We start from the raw sequence: 20029 nt of genomic DNA, 5'->3' as shown, positions 1-20029 counted from the left end.
CTCGACCGGCGTGCACGCCGCGACCCGACGCACGCGCGCCGGCACCCGACGTACGCGCAGTCGCCGTCCCGTGCGCGACCTCCGTGCATCCGCGATGCTGGGACGATGAGCGGCACGCCTGACGGGTTCGAGTTCGCGGTCATCGGCGCCCAGGTGGAGATCCGACACCACGGCCGACGGGCCGCGATCCTCCGCAACGCCGCGGCGCAGAAGTTCCTCGCCGACGTGGAGCGCGGCGACCCGCAGCAGCTGATGGCCCGGGTGACGGGCGACTACAAGCGCGGCAACGAGCGCGCCCGCCGCACGGCCCGACCGTCAGGCGGGTGAGGCCGTCGGTGCGACGTCAGTCCGTGACGGTGATCGTCGCGGAGCCGGTGTCGCCCTCGAGGACGCGACGGTAGTCCTCGGCGACGATCTCGCGCAGCACCTCGGTGTCGACCTGGTCGAGGTCCTTGATGTAGAGGCATCCGACACCCGTGTCGTGCGGGCCCAGCTTCGCCAGCTGCGCGGTGTGCGCCCCCGTGTCGAGCAGGTAGACCGTCGTGGCCTGCCGCCGCGGGGCGAACGCGGCGACGGGCATGTCGCCCTCGGTCCCGGTCGGATACCGGTAGTGGCACGAGCCGAAGCCGACGATCGTCCCCCACATCTCGGGTTCACGCCCGGTGATCTCCCGCAGGAGCGCGACCATCGTGGCGGCATCCCGCTGCCGCTTCACCGGCGCGACGGCGGCGATGAACTCGTCGACGACCCCTCCGGTCTTCTGCATCAGACGCCCCCGCCGCCCTTGGCCGCGGCCTTCATGGCGCGCTTGTGCTCGCGCACCTTCACGAGCGAGTCGGCCGAGACGATGTCGGCGACGCTGCGGTGCGAGCCGTCCTCGCCATAGGGAGCGGATGCCTCCCGCCACCCGTCGCCGGTGTACCCGTACTGCTTGCCCAGCAGCGCCAGGAAGATCTTGGCCTTCTGCTCGCCGAAGCCGGGCAGCGCCTTCAGCCGCTTCAGCACGGTCGCGCCGTCCGGCTCGCCCTGCGTCCAGATGGCGGCGGCATCACCGCTCCAGTCCTGCTCGACGGCGGCGCACAGCGCCTGCACGCGTGCGGCCATCGAGCCCGGGAACCGGTGCACGGCGGGCGTCTTCTTGAACTCCTCGACGAACGACTCGGGGTCGTAGCCGGCGAGAGTGGCGGCATCCAGGCTTCCCACGCGCTGCTCGATCTTCAGCGGCCCTGCGAAGGCCGTCTCCATCGCGACCTGCTGGTCCAGGAGCATGCCGATGAGCAGTGCGAGCGGGTCGTCGGTCAGGAGGCGATCGGCGTCGGCGTCGCCCGTGATGTGGAGCGTCATGCCGTCAGTCTCCCATCCGCGCCCGGTGCTCCACAGCCGGGGATGCCGTCCCGAGCGTGAGGAGCGAGCGTCCGTTAGGTTGGCAGGAGCCCACGTCAGCGACCGACGAACCGCGGAGGACCGAGCCCATGCCCGATCATCGCGCGGCGTCGCGATCACGCGCCCTGTCCGGCGCACGCCTGCTGTGGATCCGCTCCGCGGCCCGCGCCGGGCTCCTGGGGAGCACCGCGGCGACGGTCGCCGTCGCGGTCGCCACCGTATGCCTCGCGCTCGCATGGCTCTCCCACGCCGTCGCGATCGCCGGCGACCCGCCCCCGCCGGGCGTCGACCCCGACGAGGTCGCCGCGCAGGTCGCCGACGGGGCCGCGGCGCTCGCATCGGCGGCGCCCGCACTCGTGATCCTGGTGGCCCTCCTCGCCGGCACGGCGGTGGCGCAGCTGGCCCGCCTGGTCGCCGCGGCACGCGAGTACGAGACCGCGACGATCCGCGCACGCGGCTTCTCCCGTGCGCAGGCCTGGTGGACGGATGCCGCAGAGGGCGCCGTCGTCGCCCTCGCCGGCACCGCGATCGGGTTCGTGCTCGCCATCGGCGCCGCGCCGCTGGTCGGCGCCGTGCCCTCGGACACGCTCGCCTCGTGGCCATGGGCTGCGGGGACGGGGCTCCTCCTGGCCGTGACCTTCGCGATCGCGCTGCGCCGCGGGGAAGGGCGCTCCTCGCGGGGGACGCGCGCGACCACGGCTGCCCTCGTCGTCGTGCTCCTCCTCGCATCCGCGCTGGTGGTGTGGCAGCTGCCGCTCTCACGGGGGGCGGGCTTCGATCCGATCGTGGCGATCGCTCCTGCGGTCGTGCTGATGGCGGGCGCCGTGGCCGCGCTCGCGGTGTTCGGCGCTGCGGCGGTGGCGTGGGCACGCCCGGCCGCCGTCGCGCCGGCGCTCGAGCCGGGCTATCCGGCACGACAGGTGGCCCGCCGCATCCCGATCTTCGCCGTCGCGGTGCTCCTTGTGGCGCTCACCGTCGCGCAGGCGGTGTTCACGGCCGCGTACACCGCGACGTGGACGGCCATGACGACCGATTCGGCCGCGGTCGTGGCTGGCGCCGACCTGCGCGTCGACACCGAGCCGCAGACGGTCTCTCCGGCCGATGTCGCGGACGCCGCCGCCGTTCCCGACATCGTCGCGGCCGCCCCCGCGCTGGTGGCCGACGTCGAATCGGGTTCCCTCGACGACCTGCAGCTGGTGTCGACGCCCGCGTCGGCGATCGATCCCGTCGTGACCTCCGCGGGCGGCCTGGTCGACAAGGCCGCGCTCGCCGCGACTGCGGACGAAGCCGACGGGGTCGTCAGCCCGGCCCTGCAGGACCTCGGGGATGCCGCGACCGGCGTGCGCGTCACGCTCGCCGTCGACGGCTCCGCCACCGCGGCCGACTCCATCGTGCTGACCGCGGTGCTCGTCGATGCTCAAGGGACGCCCACCGCGTTGACCATGCCGGGCGCGCGGATCGAGGGCCCGGCGGGCGGTGTCGGGTACGTCGCCGAGGTCGGCCTGCCGCAGGGCGGCGCGCCGTGGCGTCTGCTCGGACTGCTGCTGGGCTCCGCGCCGAGTGCCGCCTCCCCGAACCTCGGCGTCGCGATCACCGCGCTCGAGGCCGTCGGCGGCGAGGCCCTCGACGTCTCGGGCGAAGCGGAGCTGCGCGGCGGCACGACCGCTGCGGTGCTGTGGGTCGGCGACGGTGGTGCGTTCGCGTCGGGTGCGGCCGGCGCCGATGCGCTGCCCGTCGCCGCGAGCGTGACGACCGCGCTCGCCGAGCGCCTGGGAGCCGGCATCGGCGACGAACTGGAGTTCCGCTACACCGGCACCGGGCGCCGCGGGGTCGCCGTCATCACGTCGATCGTCGAGGTCGTGCCGGGGGCATCCGCGCCGCGCGCTCTGTTCGTGCCGCTCGAGCAGCTCCTGGTGTCGCAGCTGCAGCGGGGCACCTCGATCGTGCCGCCGGGATCGGTGTGGGCTGCGGGAGCCCCTGAGACCGACGACGCGCTGAGCGCGGCCCTCGGCGACCGCCCGGTCGCGACCTCCGCGCCGGGGCTGACGGCGGGTGTGGTCGGTGCGCTGGTGCCGGGATGGTGGATCGCGACGGTCGGATCTGCCGTCCTCGCCCTCATCGCGGCGCTCGCGATCGTGCAGACGCTCGCGATCGCGCGCCGTCGCGAGGTGGGCGTGCTGCGGGCGCTCGGAGTCACCCCGCGGCGGCAGGCGCGCATGCGGGCGGCCGAGCTCGGCGGGGTGTTCGCCGCGGCAGTGGTGCTGGGAGGAGCGGCCGGCGCGCTCGTCGCGCTGCTGATCGTCCCGGCGCTGGTGCGGGCGGTGACGCCCGGCATCCTGCCCGCCGCCGGCGGCGTCGACATGTCGTGGCTGCTGCTGTCCATCGCGGTGGCCTGCGTGGTCGTGGGGCTCGCCGTGATCGTCGCCGCGGCGGCGGGCGGCGTGCGCCGGGTGGCACGCACCGCGACGGTGGGGGAGGAGTCGCGATGAGCCGGCGCGTGTCGACGCGTGCGCTCGTCGCACACCACATCCGGTCGGGTCTCGGCGGAACGGGCATCGTGGCTGCTCTGGTGGCGGTGCTCGCCTTCCTCGCCACGGTGGCGCCGATCGCCCTCGGGATCATGGGCGATGCGGCGCTGCGAGACCGCCTCGACGGCCTCGCGCCCACCGAGCGCGACGTCGTGTCGGAGAACCCGGGCGGCTTCCCGCAGGTGCCGTACACCGCCGTCCCGCTCACCACCGACGAGGTGTGGGGCGGCTTCCAGCAGGCGGTCGAAGGCATCCGCGGGGGCGCCGACGCGCCGCTGCCCGACACCCTCCAGCCGGCGCGCATGATCACGACCAGCCGCGACAACCAGGTGCTCGAGTCGCGCACGCAGGCGCTCACGGTGGCCTTCGATCCCGGGTACGAGGACGAGATCCGCGTCACCGAGGGCCGGCTGCCGGAGGCCGCGGTGACCACTCTCACTCCGCCGCCCGAGCTCGGCGGGGAGGCGAACAGCGCAACCCAGGTCATCCTGCCGGAGCCCACGGGATCCGGCTTGATCGATCCGGAGTCCGGCCTCGAGGTGCCGCTGTACAACCGCATCGAGGCGGTGGCCTCGACGGATGCCGCGGCCGAGGTCGACTGGAAGGTTGGCGAGGTGCGCACGATCGGGATGCTCAGCATGCCGGTCGAGGTCGTCCTCGTCGGGCTCTTCGAGGCGGTCGACCCGAAAGCGGACTACTGGCAGCACGTGCCGTCGGTGCTGACGCCGAAGATCTTCGACGACGGCAATCGCGCGAGGGTGGTGACTCCGACGGTGTACGCGGCTCCGGCGTCGCTGGTCGCGGACGGCCTTGGTGGCACGTACGCCACGAAGGTCTGGTATCCCATCGACACGGCGACCATCGACGGCGAGGACGCCGAGCAGACCGTCGCGGCGCTCAACAAGCTGACAGCCGTCTCGCACACCGTCGCCGAGTCCAGCGGCGGGGGCGGCATCCTGGCCCTGCGCTTCGACGCCGACATCACCACCGAGATCGAGTACGCGCTCGCGCAGGAGGCGTCGACCGCCGCGGTGATCGCGATGATCGTCGCCGGCCCCGTCGGCGTCGCGATCGCGGTGCTGGTGCTGGGGTGCCGACTCATCCTCGAGGGGCGCCGCGCCGGCCTGCGGCTGCTGTCCGCGCGCGGCGCGTCGCTCGCGCAGCTGCGCCGCCTCCTCGCCGTCGAGGGCGTCCTCGCGGGAACAGTGCCCGCGGTCGTCGGCGCCGTCGCCGCGGTCCTCGTCGGCACGCTCGTGCTCGGGGCGACGCCCGGCGTCGCCGGCCTCGTCCCGGCGATCGTGCTGGCCCTCGCGCCCATCGGCATCCTCCTGGTGCTCGCGCCGTCCGTCGCGGAACGCCAGGTTCGCGCCGACCTCGGCCAGCGCGGGTCGCGGCTGCGGCTCATCTCCGAGGGCGTGCTCGCAGGCCTCGCCGCGGTCGCCCTGGTGCTGCTGTTCGTCCGCGGCTACAGCGACGGCGTCGACCTCCTGCTCGCCGCGACGCCGCTCCTGCTGGCGCTGGTCGCGTGCCTGGTGACGCTGCGGCTGTATCCGATGCCGCTGCGCGCCGTGCTCGGCCGGGCACGCGCCGGTGCCGGCGCCGATGCGTTCCTCGGATCCGCCCGCGCGCTCCGGGAGCCGTCGATCGGCCTCGTCCCGGTGCTCGCGCTGGTGGTCGGCGTCTCGGTGGCGGTGTCCTCCGGTGTCCTGCTCTCGGTCCTGCAGACCGGGATCACCGAGGCCGCCCGCGCCCAGGTCGGCGCCGACGTGCGCATCACCGGCGCCTCGTTCACGCGCGACCAGCTCGATCGGCTGGCCGAGGTGGAAGGCGTCGCCGACGCCACCGGCATCTCGGGCGCCGAGCCGGCGAAGCTCGACATCGACGGCGTCAAGCGCGGCACCTCGGTGTTCGTCGTCGACGCGGCCGATCTGCGCGCCGTGCAGGGTGATGGGCCCGGGATGCTGCCGCCCGGCGTCTCGCTCGAGCCCGGCGCGTCGCCCATGCCGCTGGTCGCCTCGGGCGCGGCCGCCGACCTGATCGGCGATGCCGAGCCTCTCGACGTCGACGGCGTGGACGCCGAGGTCGCGGGCATCACCCGCGGACCGGTGCCGATCGGGACGCGGGAGAACTGGGTCGCCATCGACTCCTCGTACGCCGAGGACGTGCTCGGGCGCGACCCCACCGACCGCACTGTGCTCGTGCGCCTGGACGAGGGCGTCGCGGTGTCTGCCGTCGAGGACGACCTGCGCGCCGTCGTCGGAGCGGACGTCCGCGTCGACACCCCCGACGAGATCGCCGACCGCATCGGATCCGGACCGGCGGTGCAGGGTGTGCGGTGGGCGCTGCTCGCGGCGACCGCCGTCGCCGCGCTCTTGAGCGCCCTCGCGATCGTGATGACGCTGGCGCTCGCCTCCGGACCGCGCGCCCGCGTGCTCGCCCTGCTGCGCACGCTCGGCGCGCCGCGCAGGTCGGCCACCTCCCTTGCCGTCTGGGAGATCGGACCGCCCGCGGTCGCCGCGGTCGTGGCCGGGGCCCTGTTCGGCGCAGTGGTGCCGTTCGTGGTGCTCGCGGCGGTCGACCTGCGGCCGTTCACCGGCTCGCCGCTGGCGCCGGCGTACCGGCTGGACCCCGGCATCCTGCTGCTCACCCTCGGCGGGTTCCTCGCGCTGGCCGCACTGCTCACCGCCATCGCACTGCTCGTCTCCCGGCGCATCCGCGCCGCCGGCGCGCTGCGCAACGTGGAGGAAGGATAAGACGATGGACTCCGACATCCTCTGTGTCGACCTGGTTCGCATCTTCAAGGTCGCCTCGGGCGCCGGCCCCGGCGTCGAGGTGCAGGCGCTTCAGGGCCTGAACCTGCGCATCGAACCCGGAGAGCTCGTCGCCGTCGTCGGCGCCTCCGGCTCGGGCAAGTCGACGCTGCTGTCGATCCTGTCGAGCATCGACCAGCCCACCGCCGGCGTCGCCCGCGTGGCCGGGCACGATCTGCTCACGATGACCGAGAAGGAACGCGTGGTGTTCCGCCGCCACAGCGTCGGGTTCGTGTGGCAGCAGACCTCGCGCAACCTGCTGCCCTATCTCTCGGCGAGCGAGAACGTCGCGGCGGCGCTCGCGATCCCCGGAAAGGTGCGCGGCACCGCCGCCCGCCGCGCGCGGGTCGCCGAGCTCCTGGACCTCCTCGAGGTCTCGCACTGCGCCGAGCGCAAGCCCGCCGAGATGTCGGGCGGCGAGCAGCAGCGCGTGGCCATCGCGGTCGGCATCGCGAACGACCCGCGCGTGCTGCTGGCCGACGAGCCCACCGGCGAGCTGGACGACACCGCGAGCGCCCACGTGCTGGAGGCGATGCGATCGGTCAACCGCGAACTCGGCGTCACGACGCTCATCGTGACGCACGATCCCGGCGTCTCGGAGCACGTCGCCCGCACCGTGCAGATCCGCGACGGGCGCACCTCGACCGAGGTGCTCCGGTCCACGCGGCTCGACGAGCACGGCGCCGAGCACCACGTCGCCGAGGAGTACGCGGTGCTCGACCGCGTCGGCCGGCTGCAGCTGCCCGACGAGTTCGTCACCGCGCTCGAGCTGCGCGACCGTGTGCGGCTCGCGCTCGAACCCGACCACGTCGGCGTGTGGCCCGGGCAGGCCGCCGCCGCCGACGGGCACAAGCCATCGGCATCCGGCCCCACGGAGGAACCCTCATGACCGCAGCACTGCGCGGCGAGAAGCTCAGCCGCACCTTCGCGTCGGCGGCGGGCGACGTGCACGCCTGCGTCGACATCGACATCGAGGTCGCCCCCGGCGAACTCGTCGTGGTGCGCGGCGCATCGGGCGCCGGCAAGACGACGCTGCTCAACATGCTCGGCGGGCTCGACACGCCCACCACCGGCCGCGTCTGGATCGGCGACGTCGAGGCGACCGCGCTCGACGACGACGCGCTGGCGACACTGCGCCGCGAACGGCTCGGCTTCGTGTTCCAGTCCTTCGGGCTCATCCCGATCCTCTCTGCGGCCGAGAACGTCGAGCTGCCGCTGCGCATCGCGAAGACCCCGCCCGCCGAGCGCGACGCCCGCGTCGCCGAGGCCCTCGCCCTGGTGGGCCTCGCCGGCCACGCCGCGCAGCGGCCGACCGAGCTCTCCGGCGGCCAGCAGCAGCGCGTCGGCATCGCCCGCGCGATCGCGGTGCGTCCGCACGTGCTGATCGCCGACGAGCCGACCGGCCAGCTCGACTCCCGCACCGCGGCGACCGTCATGGACCTCATCGGCGACCTCGTCCACACCCAGGGGCTCGCGGCGATCGTCTCGACCCACGACCCCCTGCTGGTGCAGCGGGCCGACCGCGTCGTCGAGCTGCACGACGGCCGTGTCACGTCGGTCACCGGCAAGCCGACGGAGCACGGCGGCGCCGCCGAACCTGCGGGGCCGCGGACGCGGGCCGAGGCGCGCGAGCTGCGGGACGCCGCCGCCGACTGACTCCCAGGGTCCGGGAGGGCGCGGATGGAAGGATGGATGCCGTGACCGACGCCGAACCCTTCCAGGACCTCGTCGACCATGCACGCCACACCCGCGTCATCGTCGTCGGCGGAGGCATCGCCGGGCTCGTGGCCGCGTGGGAGTGCGCCAAGGTCGGCATGGCCGTCACCGTGGTGGAGGCATCCGACTCCCTCGGCGGCACGATCGGCGCGACGAGCATCGCCGGCCTCGACCTCGATGCCGGCGTCACCTGCTGGTCGACGCGCGGCGGCGCCGTGCGCGCGCTCGTGGACGACGTGATGCCGGATGCCGTCATCGTGCGTCCGCGCGAGGACCGCTCCTGGATCGCCGGGTTCGGCAAAGGCGGCGCCGCGCCGCAGCCCGCCGAGCAGGTGCTGGGGATCCCGGCGAACACGTGGGACGAGAGCGTGCGCCGCATCATCGGGTGGGGCGGCACCTGGCGCGCCTACCTCGACCGCCTGCGCCCGCCGCTGACGATCGGCACCGAACGCAGCCTCGGGCGCCTCGTCCGCAGCCGCATGGGCGACAAGGTGCGCGACCGCCTCGTCGCACCGCTCAGCATCGACCGCTTCGGCCTCGAGCCCGAAGACGTCGATGTCGAGGTCGCCGCCCCCAAGCTGAGCCCCGCCCTCACCCGCACCGGGTCGCTCGGCGCCGCCGTCTCCGAGCTGCTCGTCGACGCCGCGGGCACGCCGGTCGAGAGCCTGGACGGCGGGATGCCGCAGCTCGTCGCCGCGCTGCGCGCACGGCTCGACGAGCTCGGCGTCACGGTGCGCACCGGCGCCCCTGCGGCCAGGATCGCGCGGGCCGAGGGTCTGTGGACGGTCGACCTCGACGCGGACGACGGCGCCGACTCCGACTCCCGCGACCCGCAGGCGCTCGTCGCGGAGGCGGTCGTGGTCGCCACCGGCGAGGCGACCGCGCGGCGGCTGGTCGGGCCCGTACTCGGGTCGGCCGCCTTCACCGATGCGGCCCCCGCCGGCATCGCCCGCGAGGTCGTGACGCTCGTCGTCGACGCACCCGAGCTCGACGGCGCGCCCCGCGGCGCGCACGTGCACGCGGTCCCCGGCGCGCTGCGCGCGACCGGCCTCGTCCACGAGACCGCACGGTGGGAGTGGCTCGCGCGCGTGGCCGGCCCCGGTCGGCACGTGCTGCGCGTCTCGTTCGGCGGGCCCGGAACCCCACCGGTCACCGCCGGACGCAGCGACGCCGAGGCCGCCGCGATCGCGGGGCAGGAGGCATCCGCTCTCCTGGGCGTGCCCCTCGGCGCTGAACGGATCGCGGGCGTGCATCGGGCTGCGTACACCCTCGTCCCGCCCGTGTCGGCTCGCGGGCATCACGAGCGCACCGCCGCCACGCGGACCGCCGTGAGACGCGTGCCGGGCCTGGCCGTCGTGGGTGCGTGGCTGTCGGGGAGCGGGCTCGCGCAGGTCGTGCCCGACGCCCAGGAACAGGCCGATCGGCTGCGCCGCAGCGCGTTGTGGGGCGGCGCGATACAGCAATGACGGCCGCTGTCAAGGGTGGATGCCGGAATCGGCATACAGGACTACCCTGGGAAGGTCGGCAGGTGCACACCGAGCGTGAGGAGACCCCATGAGGGGCAAAGCAGGACTCGTCGTCGGACTCGCCATCGGGTATGTGCTCGGAACGAGGGCGGGCCGCGAACGCTACGAGCAGATCAAGGCGCAGTGGCTGAAGGTGTGGAACCTCGACCCCGTGCAGGAGCAGGTGGGCAAAGTCAAGGACTTCGCCAAGACGCAGGCGATGGCGCTGCCCTCGACGCTCTGGGACTCCGCCGTCAAGGTCGCTCAGGCCGCCGGCTCGAAGGGCACGCCTGGGCAGAAGCTGGATGCCGCGATCAAGGTCGGCAAGGACTCCGCCGACGAGGTGGGCGAGGCCGCGCAGACCTCCGCGCAGGCGGTGAAGGACGCCGTCGTCGACGCCGTCGATGAGGCGGCGGACGGCCGCGGCGGGGCCTGACGTGCAGACGCGCCCGCGTGGCTTCCGCGACCGCGCGGACGACAGCCTCCTGACACTCGTCGGCGAGATCCCGGAACTGATCCGCAACCTCGTCATCGCCGAGATCGACGCCGCCAAGGCGTGGCTCGCCCGCACCGCCAAGGACGGCGGCTGGGGCGCCCTGTGGGTGTTCGCCGCGCTGTTCGTGCTGTTCTGGTCGGTGCCCGTCCTCGGGACGTTCGTGATCGCCGGTCTGTCGTCTTGGTGGCCGGTGTGGCTGTCGGCACTGGTCGTGTTCTTCGCGATGCTCATCGTCACGGCCGTGCTGGCATGGCTCGGCATCCTCCGCTTCAAGAAGATCGGCGAGCGGCAGAACCCCGTGCAATCGATCGCCCAGGACGTGAAGGAGGTGCGCGATGAGCTCTGACGCGCCCGTGCCGCAGCACCCTGCCCAATCCGTGGCGCTGCCCCGGACCGCCGTTCCGCTCGGAATCGGCGATCCCGTCGAGCAGGCCAGGGCCGAGCTCAAGGCGGCACTGGCCGCGATCGAGGAGAAGGCCAACGTGCCCCGCCGTGTCGGACGCGCGGTCGACGAGAGGGTCGCGCAGGCGCGCGCCTTCCAGCGTCGCAGCCCGGGCCTGGCCGCCGCGGCCGTCGTGGTCGGCGCCGTCGCCGTCGGCGCCGCGGTCTGGGGTTTCGTGCGTCTCTACACGCGCTGATCCCGCGTTCGGACATCCCGTCAGGGGTGAGGTCCGCGCTCCCAGCGATGAGGGGTATGCTCAGGGATCAAGGCAGTGCAATGGTGCGTATGCTGCCGATCGCGCGAACCCGATTCGTATCGCGCATCGGCTGCCTCATCGTCTTGGGCGGCCGACTGGGCACCACCGAGAGTCGACCCCCCATGAACACAGCCGCTACACAGCACCAGTCCGCCAAGCCCCTGACCGGCTGGCGCGTTCTCGTGCCCCGCGGCGGCCCCTGGGGCGACGGTGTCGCCGCCACGCTGCGCCGCCAGGGCGCGACCCCGGTGATCGCGCCCCTCATCAACTTCGCCCCGACGAACGACCAGGCCACGCTCGACCAGGCGCTCGCGGACCTCGCCGCCGGAGCGTTCGACTGGCTCACCGTCACGAGCGCCACCACGGTGGACGTGCTCTACGCGTACCGGGCCGTCGTCCCGCCGACCACCAAGGTCGCGGCCGTCGGCGAGACGACCGCGGCGGCGCTCCTGGCCGTCGGCTACCGTGTCGACCTCGTCCCCGAGCGCGACAACTCCGCCGCAGGCATGGCCGAGCAGCTCATCGGGCTCGAGCCCGAGCCCCGCGACATCCTCACCCTGCGCAGCGAGATCGCCAAGCCCGTGCTCACGCGCATGCTGACCGAGGCCGGTCACCGCGTGCGCAGCGTGGTGGCGTACCGCACCGTCGGGGTGCCGGTCACCGACCGCATCGCGGAGGACGTCCACTCCGGTCGCATCAACGCGATCCTCGTCACCAGCGGCTCGGTCGCCGAGCAGGTGCACGAGCAGTTCCCCGACATCCCCGACACCACCCTCATCGCCGCGATCGGCCCCCGCACCGCCAAGGATGCGCGCCGGGCGGGGCTGGATGTCGATGTCATCGCCGATGCGCAGACGGTCGACGCCCTGATCGACGCGGTCGGCAAGTTCTCGCTGCCGCACGCGGCCGACGAGTTCGCCCCGAAGACCGGCGTGCTGCCGCAGCTGCGCGGCGAGCGAGGCTGACGCGAACGTGACCGGCGCGCCTCGCATCGTCGTGCTCGCGGGCGGGGTCGGCGGATCCCGTTTCGTCCTCGGTGTGCGCGCCGCGCTGCGCGCCCGCGGCGTGGACGACACGACCGCGGCGCTCACCGTCGTCGTCAACACCGGGGACGACCTGTGGCTGTCGGGTGTCCGTCTGCAGCCCGACGTCGACTCCATCACGTACGCGCTGGCGGGCGTCAACGACACCGAGCGCGGGTGGGGGCGACAGGGCGACAGCGAGCGGGTCAACCACGAGCTGCAGGAGTGGGGCGCCGGCTGGCCCTGGTTCACCCTCGGCGACCTCGATCTCGGCACCCACCTCGCCCGCACCGGCTGGCTGCGCGACGGCCTGACCCCGACCCAGGTGCTGGAGCGGATGTCGCACCGGTGGGATCTCGGCGCGCGCCTGCTGCCGATGACCGACGCCGAGGTCGACACCCAGGTCTTCGTCGAGGACGGCTCGTGCCTGCACTTCCAGGAGTGGTGGACGCGGCATCGCGCGACCCTCGCGCCGGTCCGGTTCGCGAACCCCGGCATCGAGACCGCGACCGCGGCGCCCGGCGTCGCCGAGGCGATCGCCGCCGCGGATGCCGTGCTCGTCGCGCCGTCGAACCCCGTCGTCTCGATCGGCCCGATCCTGGCGGTCCCCGGCGTGCGAAGCGCGATCCGCGACACCGGCGCACCCGTGGTCGGCGTCTCGCCGATCATCGGCGGCAAGGTGGTGCGCGGCATGGCCGACGTCTGCCTGACCGCGATCGGCGTCGAGACCTCCGCCACAGCGGTCGCCGGGCACTACGGGGCGCGCGCGGACGGCGGGCTCCTGGATGCGTGGCTCGTCGCCGAGGAGGACGAAGCGGCGGCCGCAGCGGTGGCCGGGCTCGGCATCCGCCCGCTCGTGCGCCCGCTGTGGATGACGGATGCCGAGCGCAGCGCCGCGCTCGGCGAGGCGGCGCTGGCCGCAGCCGGCCTCTGACGTGCCCGATCTCGCCTGGTGGGCGTGGGCTCTGCTCGGCGTCGGTGCGCTCGTGGTCGGACTGTCGAAGACCGCCGTCCCCGGCGCCGGGACCATCGCCGTCGCGATCTTCGCGGCCGTGCTCCCTGCGAAGCAGTCGACCGGCGTGCTGCTGCTCCTGCTCATCGTCGCCGACCTGTTCGCCGTGACGATGTACCGGCGTCACGCGGATTGGCGGACGCTGGCGCGCCTCGCGCCCGCCGTGGTGGCGGGCGTGCTGGTCGGGGTGGTGTTCCTGTTCTTCGCCGACGACCTGTGGGTGAAGAGATCGATCGGCGTCATCCTGCTCGCCGTCATCGCGATCACGCTGCTGCGCCGCCGGTTCGGCGCGGGCGTCTCGGATGCCGGTCCCCACCGGGTCGCCGCGGCGACCTACGGCACGCTCGGCGGCTTCACCACGATGGTCGCCAACGCGGCGGGACCGGTGATGTCGATGTACTTCCTCGCGGCGCGGTTCGAGGTGAAGGCGTTCCTCGGCACGGCGGCGTGGTTCTTCGCGATCGTCAACCTGTTCAAGGTGCCGTTCTCGATCGGCATCGGCATCATCACGGTGCCGGGCCTGCTCATCGACCTCGTGCTCGTGCCGCTCGTGGTGGTGGCCGCCCTCCTCGGACGATGGCTCGCGGACCGTATGCCGCAGTCCGTGTTCGAGAAGCTCGTCATCGCGTTCACGATCGTGGGCGCGGTGTACCTGCTGGTGGCCTGACGGGCCGACTCAGCTCCAGGGCGAGGGGCGCTCCGGGTCGCGGCGGCTGTCGTCGGGGAGGTGGGGGAGCTCTTCGCCGCCGGCGCGGATGCAAAGCCAGCGCAGCTGCCCGGGGCTGTCGGGCGTCGCGCGCCACGTGCGCCAGACCCCCTGACCCACGCGCACGACGGTGCCCGCCTCGACGTCGACGATGTCGTCGTCCAGGCCCATCTGGCCGCGGCCGGTGAGGAAGACGTAGAGCTCCTCGATGCTCGCGTGCGTGTGCCAGTAGCCGGCCTGCTCGCCGGGTTCGAACGCGTTGGCCGTCATGCCGATGTACTGCATCGTCATGTCGTGGTCGACGACGCGTCGCCCGTCGCGCGAACGGTCCGGCGTGAACCCGCCGAAGTGGCTGCGCCACTGGTCGAGTCCGCCCATCTCCAGCACCTGGTAGTCGCTCATCGTGCCAGGCTATCGGCGCTGCGAAGGCCTTCGCCGGCGCCGGGAGCGGGTGGCGGGAACTGCGGGGCGGTTGGCAGGGAGAGGGCGTCGCCTCGGTCAGCCGCGACCCTTCAGGAGCGCCGCGGTGCGCGGCCCGAGGCCCAGGGCCGCCGCGGCGTGGAGCTGGTCGGCGGTGTCGACGTCGCGGCGGAGGGTGGAGGCATCGGGGATCCCCAGCGCCGCGCACCCCAGGGCGACGTGGCGCGCGAACGAGCCGTCGCCGAACGACGATGTCCACGCCACCTCGGCGGCCGCGGTCACCAGCGTCGAGCCGGTGCCCTCCGCGTCGGCCACGACGGCGCGGGGGACGGATGCCGCCTCCCGCAGCGCGTCGGCGAGATCGCCCGGGCGCAGGGCGGGGAGGTCGCCGAGAAGGGCGGCGCGCGGCATCCGTCCGTTCGGATCGATCGCGGCGACGCCTGCCGCCACTGCGGCATCGAGCCCGCCGGCGTCGCCCTCGGGGACGAACCGCAGCGCCGGGATCATCGCGGCCTCGCGCGCCAGCGTCGCGTCGTCGGTGACCACCACGACCTGGGCCACCAGCTCGCACGCGGTGGCCGCGGCGAGCGTGTCGAGGGCGATCGCACGGGCGAGATCGGCGCGGCCGACGCCGGGCACGTCGAGGCGCGACTTCGCGCGCGCCGACGGCTTGACCGGCACGACCACGACCCACTTCGGCGAGGGGGGCTGCGGCTGCTCGTCCTGTCGCGGGCGTCGGCGGAAGAGCGGACTCACGCGCCGTACTTCGCGCGCAGGCGCGGCAGGATCTCTTCGCCATACATCCGCAGGAAGGCGCCCTGGTCGTGACCGGGGTCGTGGAACACCAGGTGGCGGAAGCCGAGGCCGATGTACCAGCCGATGCGCTCGACGTGCTCATCGGGGTCGTCCGACACGATGAAGCGCGAAGCGGCGCGCTCGATGGGGAGCTCCTCGCCCAGTCGCTGCATCTCGATGGGGTCGTCGACGCCCATCTTCTCCTCGGGGGTGAGCGCGAGCGGAGCCCAGAAGCGGGTCTTCTCCTTCGCAGCCTCGATCGTCTCGGCCAGGGAGACCTTGATCTCCATCAGCGTGTCGATCGCGTCGGCGGGGCGGCCGGCCTTCTCCAGGCCCTCGTGCAGCGCGGGCAGCAGCGTGTCGGTGTAGAGCTCGCGCTTCTTGCCGCTGGTCGTGATGAACCCGTCGGCGATGCGACCGGCCAGACGCGTGGCTGCGGGACCTGCGGCGCCGATGTAGATCGGCACCGGCTCGGGCAGCTTGTCGTAGATCGTGATGTTGCGCGCGTGATAGTAGGTGCCGTCGAAGGTGACGCGGTCTTCCGACCACAGCCGCCGGATGAGGCCGATCGCCTCCTTGAGGCGCTGGAACCGCTCCGGCGGGTCGGGCCACGTGATGCCGAGGTTCGCCTCGTTGAGCGCCTCGCCGGTGCCGACCCCGAGGATCACGCGTCCCGGGTACATCACGCCGAGGGTCGCGAAATCCTGGGCGACGACCGTCGGGTTGTAGCGGAACGTGGGCGTGAGAACCGACGTGCCGATCAGCACACGCGACGTCTTCGCGCCGAGGGCGCCGAGCCACGGGACGGATGCCGGCGCGTGGCCGCCGTCGTGCAACCACGGCTGCAGGTGGTCCGAGATGAAGACCGAGTCGAACCCGGCCTCCTCGGCCTGGATCGCGTAGTCGAGCAGCTCGGCGGGGCCGAACTGCTCGGCCGAGGCCTTGTAGCCGAAGCGCAGGGGGACGGTCATGCGGGGCTCCCTTCGAGAGCGGGTTCACGTTCGGGACGGGAGCCGGGCGAGGGCAGGAACTCCGAGCCGTCGGCGCGGGCGAGCCGCTCCCGGAAGGCGTCGACCGTGCCCGGCCACAGCAGGGTGAGCCGGCCGGAACGTTCGTCGACGTACCAGTTGCGGCATCCGCCGGTCATCCAGCGGGTGGATGCCGCAGCCTGCGCGATCTCGTCGGTGTAGGTGCGCTCGGCGACGGGGTCGACCCGCAGCACGCGGCCGGCGCGGCCGGCGAGGACGCGGGTGACGTAGCCCGCCTGCTCCTCGATCATGAGCACCGACGACGAGTGGCCGAGCGAGGCGTTGGGGCCGTTGAGCACGAAGAGGTTGGGGAAGCCGGCGACGACCGTCGAGGCGAACGCCGTCATGCCGCCGGACCAGTGCTCGGCGAGCGTCCTGCCCTCTTCGCCGGAGACGAGCTCGGCGTAGGGCTGGCGGGTCGAGGCGAAGCCGGTCGCGAGGACGAGCGCGTCGACCTCGTGGCGGGTCCCGTCGGAGCCCACCAGGGTCGACCCCTCCACCGCGGAGAGGGCGGCGGGAACGAGCGAGACGGCGTCGGATGCGACAGCGGGGTAGAACTCGTCCGAGAGCAGCACGCGCTTGCACCCGAACGCGTAGTCGGGGGTGAGCGCGGCGCGAAGTGCGGGGTCGGCGATCTGCCGCTCGAGGTGTGCGCGTGCCACGGCCTCCGCCTCCGCGGCGGCGTCGGAGTCGCCCGACCGCGACGCGAAGCGCGCCTCGCCCTCGGCGTAGAGGTCGGCGCGCAGCGCCTCGAGCGCGGCGGGATCGGTCACGAACCGGGCACGCTCGGCGTCGGAGTAGGCGTCGCCGCCGCGCGGCACGATCCAGGCGGGTGTGCGCTGGAAGAGCGTGACGTGCGCCGCGGTGCGGGCCAGCTCCGGGACGATCTGCACCGCGCTGGCCCCGGTGCCCACGACCGCCACGCGCGCGCCGGCGAGATCCGCGGAGTGGTCCCACCGCGCCGAGTGGAACAGCGGCCCCGGGAACTGCTCGAGCCCGGCGATCCGCGGGATGGTCGGCTCCGTGAGCCGCCCGCACGCGAGCACGAGCACGTCGGCGACGATGACGTCGCCGGCAGCTGGAGAGGAGGCGCCGCGCGTCGTGACGTCGATCCGCCACACCTCGTTCTCGGCATCCCAGCGTGCGCCGCGCATCATGGTGCGCAGGCGCAGCCGGTCGCGCAGCCCCTCGGCGTCGACGACGTGCTCGAGGTAGGAGTGGATCTCCGCGCCCGTCGCGTAGGTGCCCGACCAGGCCGGGTTGGGGTGCGCCGCGAAGCCGTACAGGTGCGAGGGCACGTCGCAGGCGATGCCCGGATATGTGTTGTCGCGCCACGTGCCGCCGACCGACCCCCCGCGCTCCAGCACGACGAGGTCGTCGCGGCCGGCGCGGCGCAGCGACGAGGCCACGCCGATGCCCGCGAACCCGGCGCCGACGATCGCGACCTCGACGCGGGTCATCGCGTGACCTGCCCGTAGGTGGTCGTGCGCAGGCGGAACGGCCGGAACAGGCGCGACACCAGGGTCGCGGCATCCGACGCCGGCAGTTCGAGACCGTGCTCGATGCCCGCCTCGGGTTTCACGCGGCCGTCGAGGAGCGTGCCGCCGAGGTCGTCGCCGCCGGACTGCAGCAGGACCGCGGATGCCTCGCGCCCGACGCGCGTCCACGGGATCTGCACGTGCGGGATGCTGCCCGAGAGCAGCAGGCGCGACACGGCGACCATGGCGCGGTGCTCGTCCAGCGCCGCACGGCCGGCGACGAGGGGGACGCCGCCCGCGGGTCCGGGGAGCGGGATCGGCACGAACTCCGTGAACCCGCCGGTCTCGGACTGGATCGCGCGCAGCCGGCGGAGGTGGGCGACGCGCTCGGCGGCGGTCTCCACGTGGCCGTAGAAGAGGACGCTCGTCGACCGGAAGCCCGCGCGGTGCGCGGCGGTGATGCCCTCGACCCAGCGGTCGATCTCGAGGTCGCCGGGGGCGACGAGCCCCCGCACACGCTCGCTCAGCACCTTGACGCCGGTGCCGGGCACGGTGTCGACGCCCGCCTCGCGCATCGCCGCGAGCGCCGCGTCGAGCGTGATGCCGGAGCGGTCGGCGTGGTCCCGCACGTCTTGCGGGCGGTACGCGTGGAGGTGGATGCCGGGGGCCCCCGCCTTCACGGCGCGGGCGATGTCGAGATACCCCGACGGTTCCTCGGCCACGGGGAGCAGCCCCTGCACGCAGATCTCGGTCGCGCCGAGGTCCCACGCATCGGCCGCGATCGCGCCGACGTCCTCGAGGGTGAACGTCGCCGGGTCGTCGGTCGCGGCCCGCCGCAGCCCGGTCGAGGTGAGGTTGCGGTTCACGACGAGCGTGACCGCTTCGCCGACGGTGTAGCGGCGCACATCGTCAGCGGTCGCCGCGAGCACGTCGAGGTCGTCGCCGGCGGCCTCGAGGAGGGTGGCCCACTCGGCGTCGTCGAGCGCGAGCGGGTCGGCGGCCGCGGCCTCGGCGAGGGTGCGGACGGAGCGGTTCCCGCTGGTGCGCTCCGTCTCGTCGCTGCGCTCCTCGCTCAGCGACCGGGGACCCGGCGTCGGATGCGCTGAGGCGGCCACCTCGGTCGCCGCGCCGTCGTCGGCGAGACGAGGCTTCGCCGCCGCGAGGCCCGTGGCAGGGTCCGCCAGCGCCGTGACCGCGGGGCGCAGCGCGGGGTCGATCCACGTCTCGGCGTCGAGCACGAACTCGGGCTGCGCGGTCAGACGCTCGCGCAGCTCGAAGCCGAGTTCGGCGGTCATGCGGGCGAGGTCGTCGAGGTGCGGCCACGGGCGCTCGGGGTTGACGTGGTCGGCCGTCAGCGGCGAGACGCCGCCCCAGTCGTCGGCGCCTGCTCGTACGAGCAGGCCGAACTCGGTGGCGTCCGACAGGTTCGGCGGCACCTGGATGCGCATGTGCGGACCCATCACGAGCCGGGCGACGGCGACGGCGGCGACGTACTCCAGCAGATCGGCGTCGGGCGCGCCCTGCATCGCGGTGCGGGGCTTCGCGCGGAAGTTCTGGACGATGACCTCCTGCACGTGCCCTTGCCCGTCGACCTGGTGGCGCTCGTGGGCGTCGCGGATCGCGACGAGCGACTCGGCACGGTCGTGGACGGTCTCGCCGATGCCCACCAGGATGCCGGTGGTGAACGGCACGCGCGCGCGCCCGGCATCCTCGATCACGGCCAGTCGCACCGCTGGGTCCTTGTCGGGCGAGCCGAAGTGCACCTGCCCGGGCTCTTCGAACAGCCGCCGCGAGGTCGTCTCGAGCATCATTCCCATCGACGGCGCGGTGGGACGAAGCATCCGCAGCTCCTCCGCACTCATCACGCCCGGGTTGGCGTGCGCGAGCAGCCCCGTCTCGGCGGTCACGAGGCGCGCGACGTGAGCGACGTAATCGATCGTCGACGTGAAGCCGTGCTCGTCGAGCCATGCGCGCGCTTCGGGCCACCGCTCCTCGGGACGGTCGCCGAGGGTCAGCAGCACCTCCTTGCACCCCATCGCCTGGCCCTGCCGCACGACGGCGAGCACCTGCTCAGGAGACATGTACGCCGGCTTGTGCTTCTTCAGGAGCTGCCCGGGAGTGTCGACGAACACGCAGTAGTGGCAGCGGTCGCGGCACAGCGTCGTCAACGGCACGAAGACCTTGCGCGAGTAGGTGATGACGCCGGGACGACCGGATGCCGCGAGCCCGGCATCCCGCAGCGCACCGGCGATCGCGAGCAGGCGCTCGAACTGCTCCCCGGTCGCGCCGAGCAGCGCTTCGGCAGCCGCCACGTCGAGGCGCTCACCGGCGGCGGCGCGCGCGAGGGCCTCGTCGACGAGGGAGGCCGGCGGAGAGGTGACGGAGGGGGACACGACGGTCACCGCTCCAGTCTTGCACCGCCCGCCCTCGTC

The 20029-nt window shown here is 73.7% G+C and carries 19 protein-coding genes; 12 read left to right on the top strand and 7 right to left on the bottom strand.

Features of this window, described 5'->3' with window-relative positions:
• Nucleotides 1–105 precede the first annotated feature (105 nt).
• Nucleotides 106–327 (top strand): hypothetical protein, encoded by a 222-nt coding sequence (locus tag AC1DDU_RS05515; protein ID WP_477431911.1) that lies wholly within the window; start codon nt 106–108, stop codon nt 325–327.
• 16 nt (nt 328–343) lie between these two features.
• On the opposite strand, the gene AC1DDU_RS05510 is transcribed toward AC1DDU_RS05515, so the two are convergent.
• A complete protein-coding gene (locus AC1DDU_RS05510; RefSeq protein ID WP_477431909.1) occupies nt 344–766 on the bottom strand; it encodes a DUF1801 domain-containing protein in 423 nt (140 codons plus the stop codon).
• Nucleotides 766–1344, bottom strand: coding sequence for an HhH-GPD-type base excision DNA repair protein (locus AC1DDU_RS05505; protein WP_477431907.1), 579 nt, complete (start codon nt 1342–1344; stop codon nt 766–768). The genes AC1DDU_RS05510 and AC1DDU_RS05505 overlap by 1 nt, the downstream gene beginning before the upstream one ends.
• 128 nt (nt 1345–1472) lie before the next feature.
• Here AC1DDU_RS05505 and AC1DDU_RS05500 point away from each other — a divergent pair, with 128 nt between their 5' ends.
• The 11 genes from AC1DDU_RS05500 to AC1DDU_RS05450 all read left to right on the top strand — a co-directional run bounded on the left by AC1DDU_RS05500 (nt 1473) and on the right by AC1DDU_RS05450 (nt 13837).
• Nucleotides 1473–3872 carry an FtsX-like permease family protein gene (locus AC1DDU_RS05500; protein WP_477431905.1) on the top strand — a complete coding sequence of 800 codons (2400 nt, stop codon included), beginning with the start codon at nt 1473–1475 and terminating at the stop codon, nt 3870–3872.
• Nucleotides 3869–6664 carry an FtsX-like permease family protein gene (locus tag AC1DDU_RS05495; protein ID WP_477431903.1) on the top strand — a complete coding sequence of 932 codons (2796 nt, stop codon included), beginning with the start codon at nt 3869–3871 and terminating at the stop codon, nt 6662–6664. The genes AC1DDU_RS05500 and AC1DDU_RS05495 overlap by 4 nt, the downstream gene beginning before the upstream one ends.
• Before the next feature lie 4 nt (nt 6665–6668).
• Nucleotides 6669–7610: an ABC transporter ATP-binding protein gene (locus tag AC1DDU_RS05490; protein WP_477431901.1), complete on the top strand. Its 942-nt coding sequence runs from the start codon at nt 6669–6671 to the stop codon at nt 7608–7610.
• Nucleotides 7607–8377 carry an ABC transporter ATP-binding protein gene (locus AC1DDU_RS05485; RefSeq protein WP_477431899.1) on the top strand — a complete coding sequence of 257 codons (771 nt, stop codon included), beginning with the start codon at nt 7607–7609 and terminating at the stop codon, nt 8375–8377. Before AC1DDU_RS05490 ends, AC1DDU_RS05485 begins: the two co-directional genes overlap by 4 nt.
• Nucleotides 8374–9903 (top strand): protoporphyrinogen/coproporphyrinogen oxidase, encoded by a 1530-nt coding sequence (locus AC1DDU_RS05480; protein WP_477433433.1) that lies wholly within the window; start codon nt 8374–8376, stop codon nt 9901–9903. The genes AC1DDU_RS05485 and AC1DDU_RS05480 overlap by 4 nt, the downstream gene beginning before the upstream one ends.
• Nucleotides 9904–9991: 88 nt before the next feature.
• Nucleotides 9992–10378, top strand: coding sequence for a hypothetical protein (locus tag AC1DDU_RS05475; RefSeq protein WP_477431897.1), 387 nt, complete (start codon nt 9992–9994; stop codon nt 10376–10378).
• Between the two features lies 1 nt (nt 10379).
• Nucleotides 10380–10784 carry a phage holin family protein gene (locus AC1DDU_RS05470; protein WP_477431895.1) on the top strand — a complete coding sequence of 135 codons (405 nt, stop codon included), beginning with the start codon at nt 10380–10382 and terminating at the stop codon, nt 10782–10784.
• On the top strand, nt 10774–11076 hold the full coding sequence (locus AC1DDU_RS05465; RefSeq protein ID WP_477431893.1) for a hypothetical protein: 303 nt from the start codon (nt 10774–10776) through the stop codon (nt 11074–11076). The genes AC1DDU_RS05470 and AC1DDU_RS05465 overlap by 11 nt, the downstream gene beginning before the upstream one ends.
• Nucleotides 11077–11258: 182 nt before the next feature.
• Nucleotides 11259–12101 carry a uroporphyrinogen-III synthase gene (locus AC1DDU_RS05460; protein ID WP_477431891.1) on the top strand — a complete coding sequence of 281 codons (843 nt, stop codon included), beginning with the start codon at nt 11259–11261 and terminating at the stop codon, nt 12099–12101.
• Between the two features lie 7 nt (nt 12102–12108).
• Nucleotides 12109–13092 (top strand): 2-phospho-L-lactate transferase, encoded by a 984-nt coding sequence (cofD, locus tag AC1DDU_RS05455; protein WP_477431890.1) that lies wholly within the window; start codon nt 12109–12111, stop codon nt 13090–13092.
• Between the two features lies 1 nt (nt 13093).
• On the top strand, nt 13094–13837 hold the full coding sequence (locus tag AC1DDU_RS05450) for a sulfite exporter TauE/SafE family protein (protein ID WP_477431888.1): 744 nt from the start codon (nt 13094–13096) through the stop codon (nt 13835–13837).
• 9 nt (nt 13838–13846) lie between these two features.
• On the opposite strand, the gene AC1DDU_RS05445 is transcribed toward AC1DDU_RS05450, so the two are convergent.
• The 5 genes from AC1DDU_RS05445 to cofG form a co-directional block, all read right to left on the bottom strand.
• A complete protein-coding gene (locus AC1DDU_RS05445; protein WP_477431886.1) occupies nt 13847–14278 on the bottom strand; it encodes a cupin domain-containing protein in 432 nt (143 codons plus the stop codon).
• A gap of 96 nt (nt 14279–14374) precedes the next feature.
• Complete coding sequence (gene cofC, locus AC1DDU_RS05440; protein ID WP_477431884.1) at nt 14375–15052, bottom strand: 2-phospho-L-lactate guanylyltransferase; 678 nt, start codon at nt 15050–15052, stop codon at nt 14375–14377.
• The gene (gene fgd, locus AC1DDU_RS05435) at nt 15049–16062 is read right to left on the bottom strand and encodes a glucose-6-phosphate dehydrogenase (coenzyme-F420) (RefSeq protein WP_477431882.1); all 1014 of its coding nucleotides are present in this window, start codon (nt 16060–16062) and stop codon (nt 15049–15051) included. The genes cofC and fgd overlap by 4 nt, the downstream gene beginning before the upstream one ends.
• Nucleotides 16059–17579, bottom strand: a complete 1521-nt coding sequence (locus AC1DDU_RS05430) for a flavin-containing monooxygenase (RefSeq protein WP_477431880.1) — start codon at nt 17577–17579, stop codon at nt 16059–16061. Before AC1DDU_RS05430 ends, fgd begins: the two co-directional genes overlap by 4 nt.
• Nucleotides 17576–19999 (bottom strand): 7,8-didemethyl-8-hydroxy-5-deazariboflavin synthase CofG, encoded by a 2424-nt coding sequence (gene cofG / locus AC1DDU_RS05425; protein ID WP_477431878.1) that lies wholly within the window; start codon nt 19997–19999, stop codon nt 17576–17578. The genes AC1DDU_RS05430 and cofG overlap by 4 nt, the downstream gene beginning before the upstream one ends.
• Nucleotides 20000–20029: the final 30 nt, after the last annotated feature.

The sequence above is a fragment of the Microbacterium sp. 05T445 genome (assembly GCF_056395865.1).
The sequence above is the reverse complement of the archived record's forward strand: the minus strand, read 5'-3'. Positions and strand labels throughout refer to the sequence as shown.

Bases quoted from the DNA above. Each gene is read 5' to 3' on its own strand.
- AC1DDU_RS05515 (WP_477431911.1), top strand. From the start codon at position 106: ATGAGCGGCACGCCTGACGGGTTCGAGTTCGCGGTCATCGGCGCCCAG.
- AC1DDU_RS05510 (WP_477431909.1), bottom strand. From the start codon at position 766: ATGCAGAAGACCGGAGGGGTCGTCGACGAGTTCATCGCCGCCGTCGCG.
- AC1DDU_RS05505 (WP_477431907.1), bottom strand. From the start codon at position 1,344: ATGACGCTCCACATCACGGGCGACGCCGACGCCGATCGCCTCCTGACC.
- AC1DDU_RS05500 (WP_477431905.1), top strand. From the start codon at position 1,473: ATGCCCGATCATCGCGCGGCGTCGCGATCACGCGCCCTGTCCGGCGCA.
- AC1DDU_RS05495 (WP_477431903.1), top strand. From the start codon at position 3,869: ATGAGCCGGCGCGTGTCGACGCGTGCGCTCGTCGCACACCACATCCGG.
- AC1DDU_RS05490 (WP_477431901.1), top strand. From the start codon at position 6,669: ATGGACTCCGACATCCTCTGTGTCGACCTGGTTCGCATCTTCAAGGTC.
- AC1DDU_RS05485 (WP_477431899.1), top strand. From the start codon at position 7,607: ATGACCGCAGCACTGCGCGGCGAGAAGCTCAGCCGCACCTTCGCGTCG.
- AC1DDU_RS05475 (WP_477431897.1), top strand. From the start codon at position 9,992: ATGAGGGGCAAAGCAGGACTCGTCGTCGGACTCGCCATCGGGTATGTG.
- AC1DDU_RS05465 (WP_477431893.1), top strand. From the start codon at position 10,774: ATGAGCTCTGACGCGCCCGTGCCGCAGCACCCTGCCCAATCCGTGGCG.
- AC1DDU_RS05460 (WP_477431891.1), top strand. From the start codon at position 11,259: ATGAACACAGCCGCTACACAGCACCAGTCCGCCAAGCCCCTGACCGGC.
- AC1DDU_RS05445 (WP_477431886.1), bottom strand. From the start codon at position 14,278: ATGAGCGACTACCAGGTGCTGGAGATGGGCGGACTCGACCAGTGGCGC.
- fgd (WP_477431882.1), bottom strand. From the start codon at position 16,062: ATGACCGTCCCCCTGCGCTTCGGCTACAAGGCCTCGGCCGAGCAGTTC.
- AC1DDU_RS05430 (WP_477431880.1), bottom strand. From the start codon at position 17,579: ATGACCCGCGTCGAGGTCGCGATCGTCGGCGCCGGGTTCGCGGGCATC.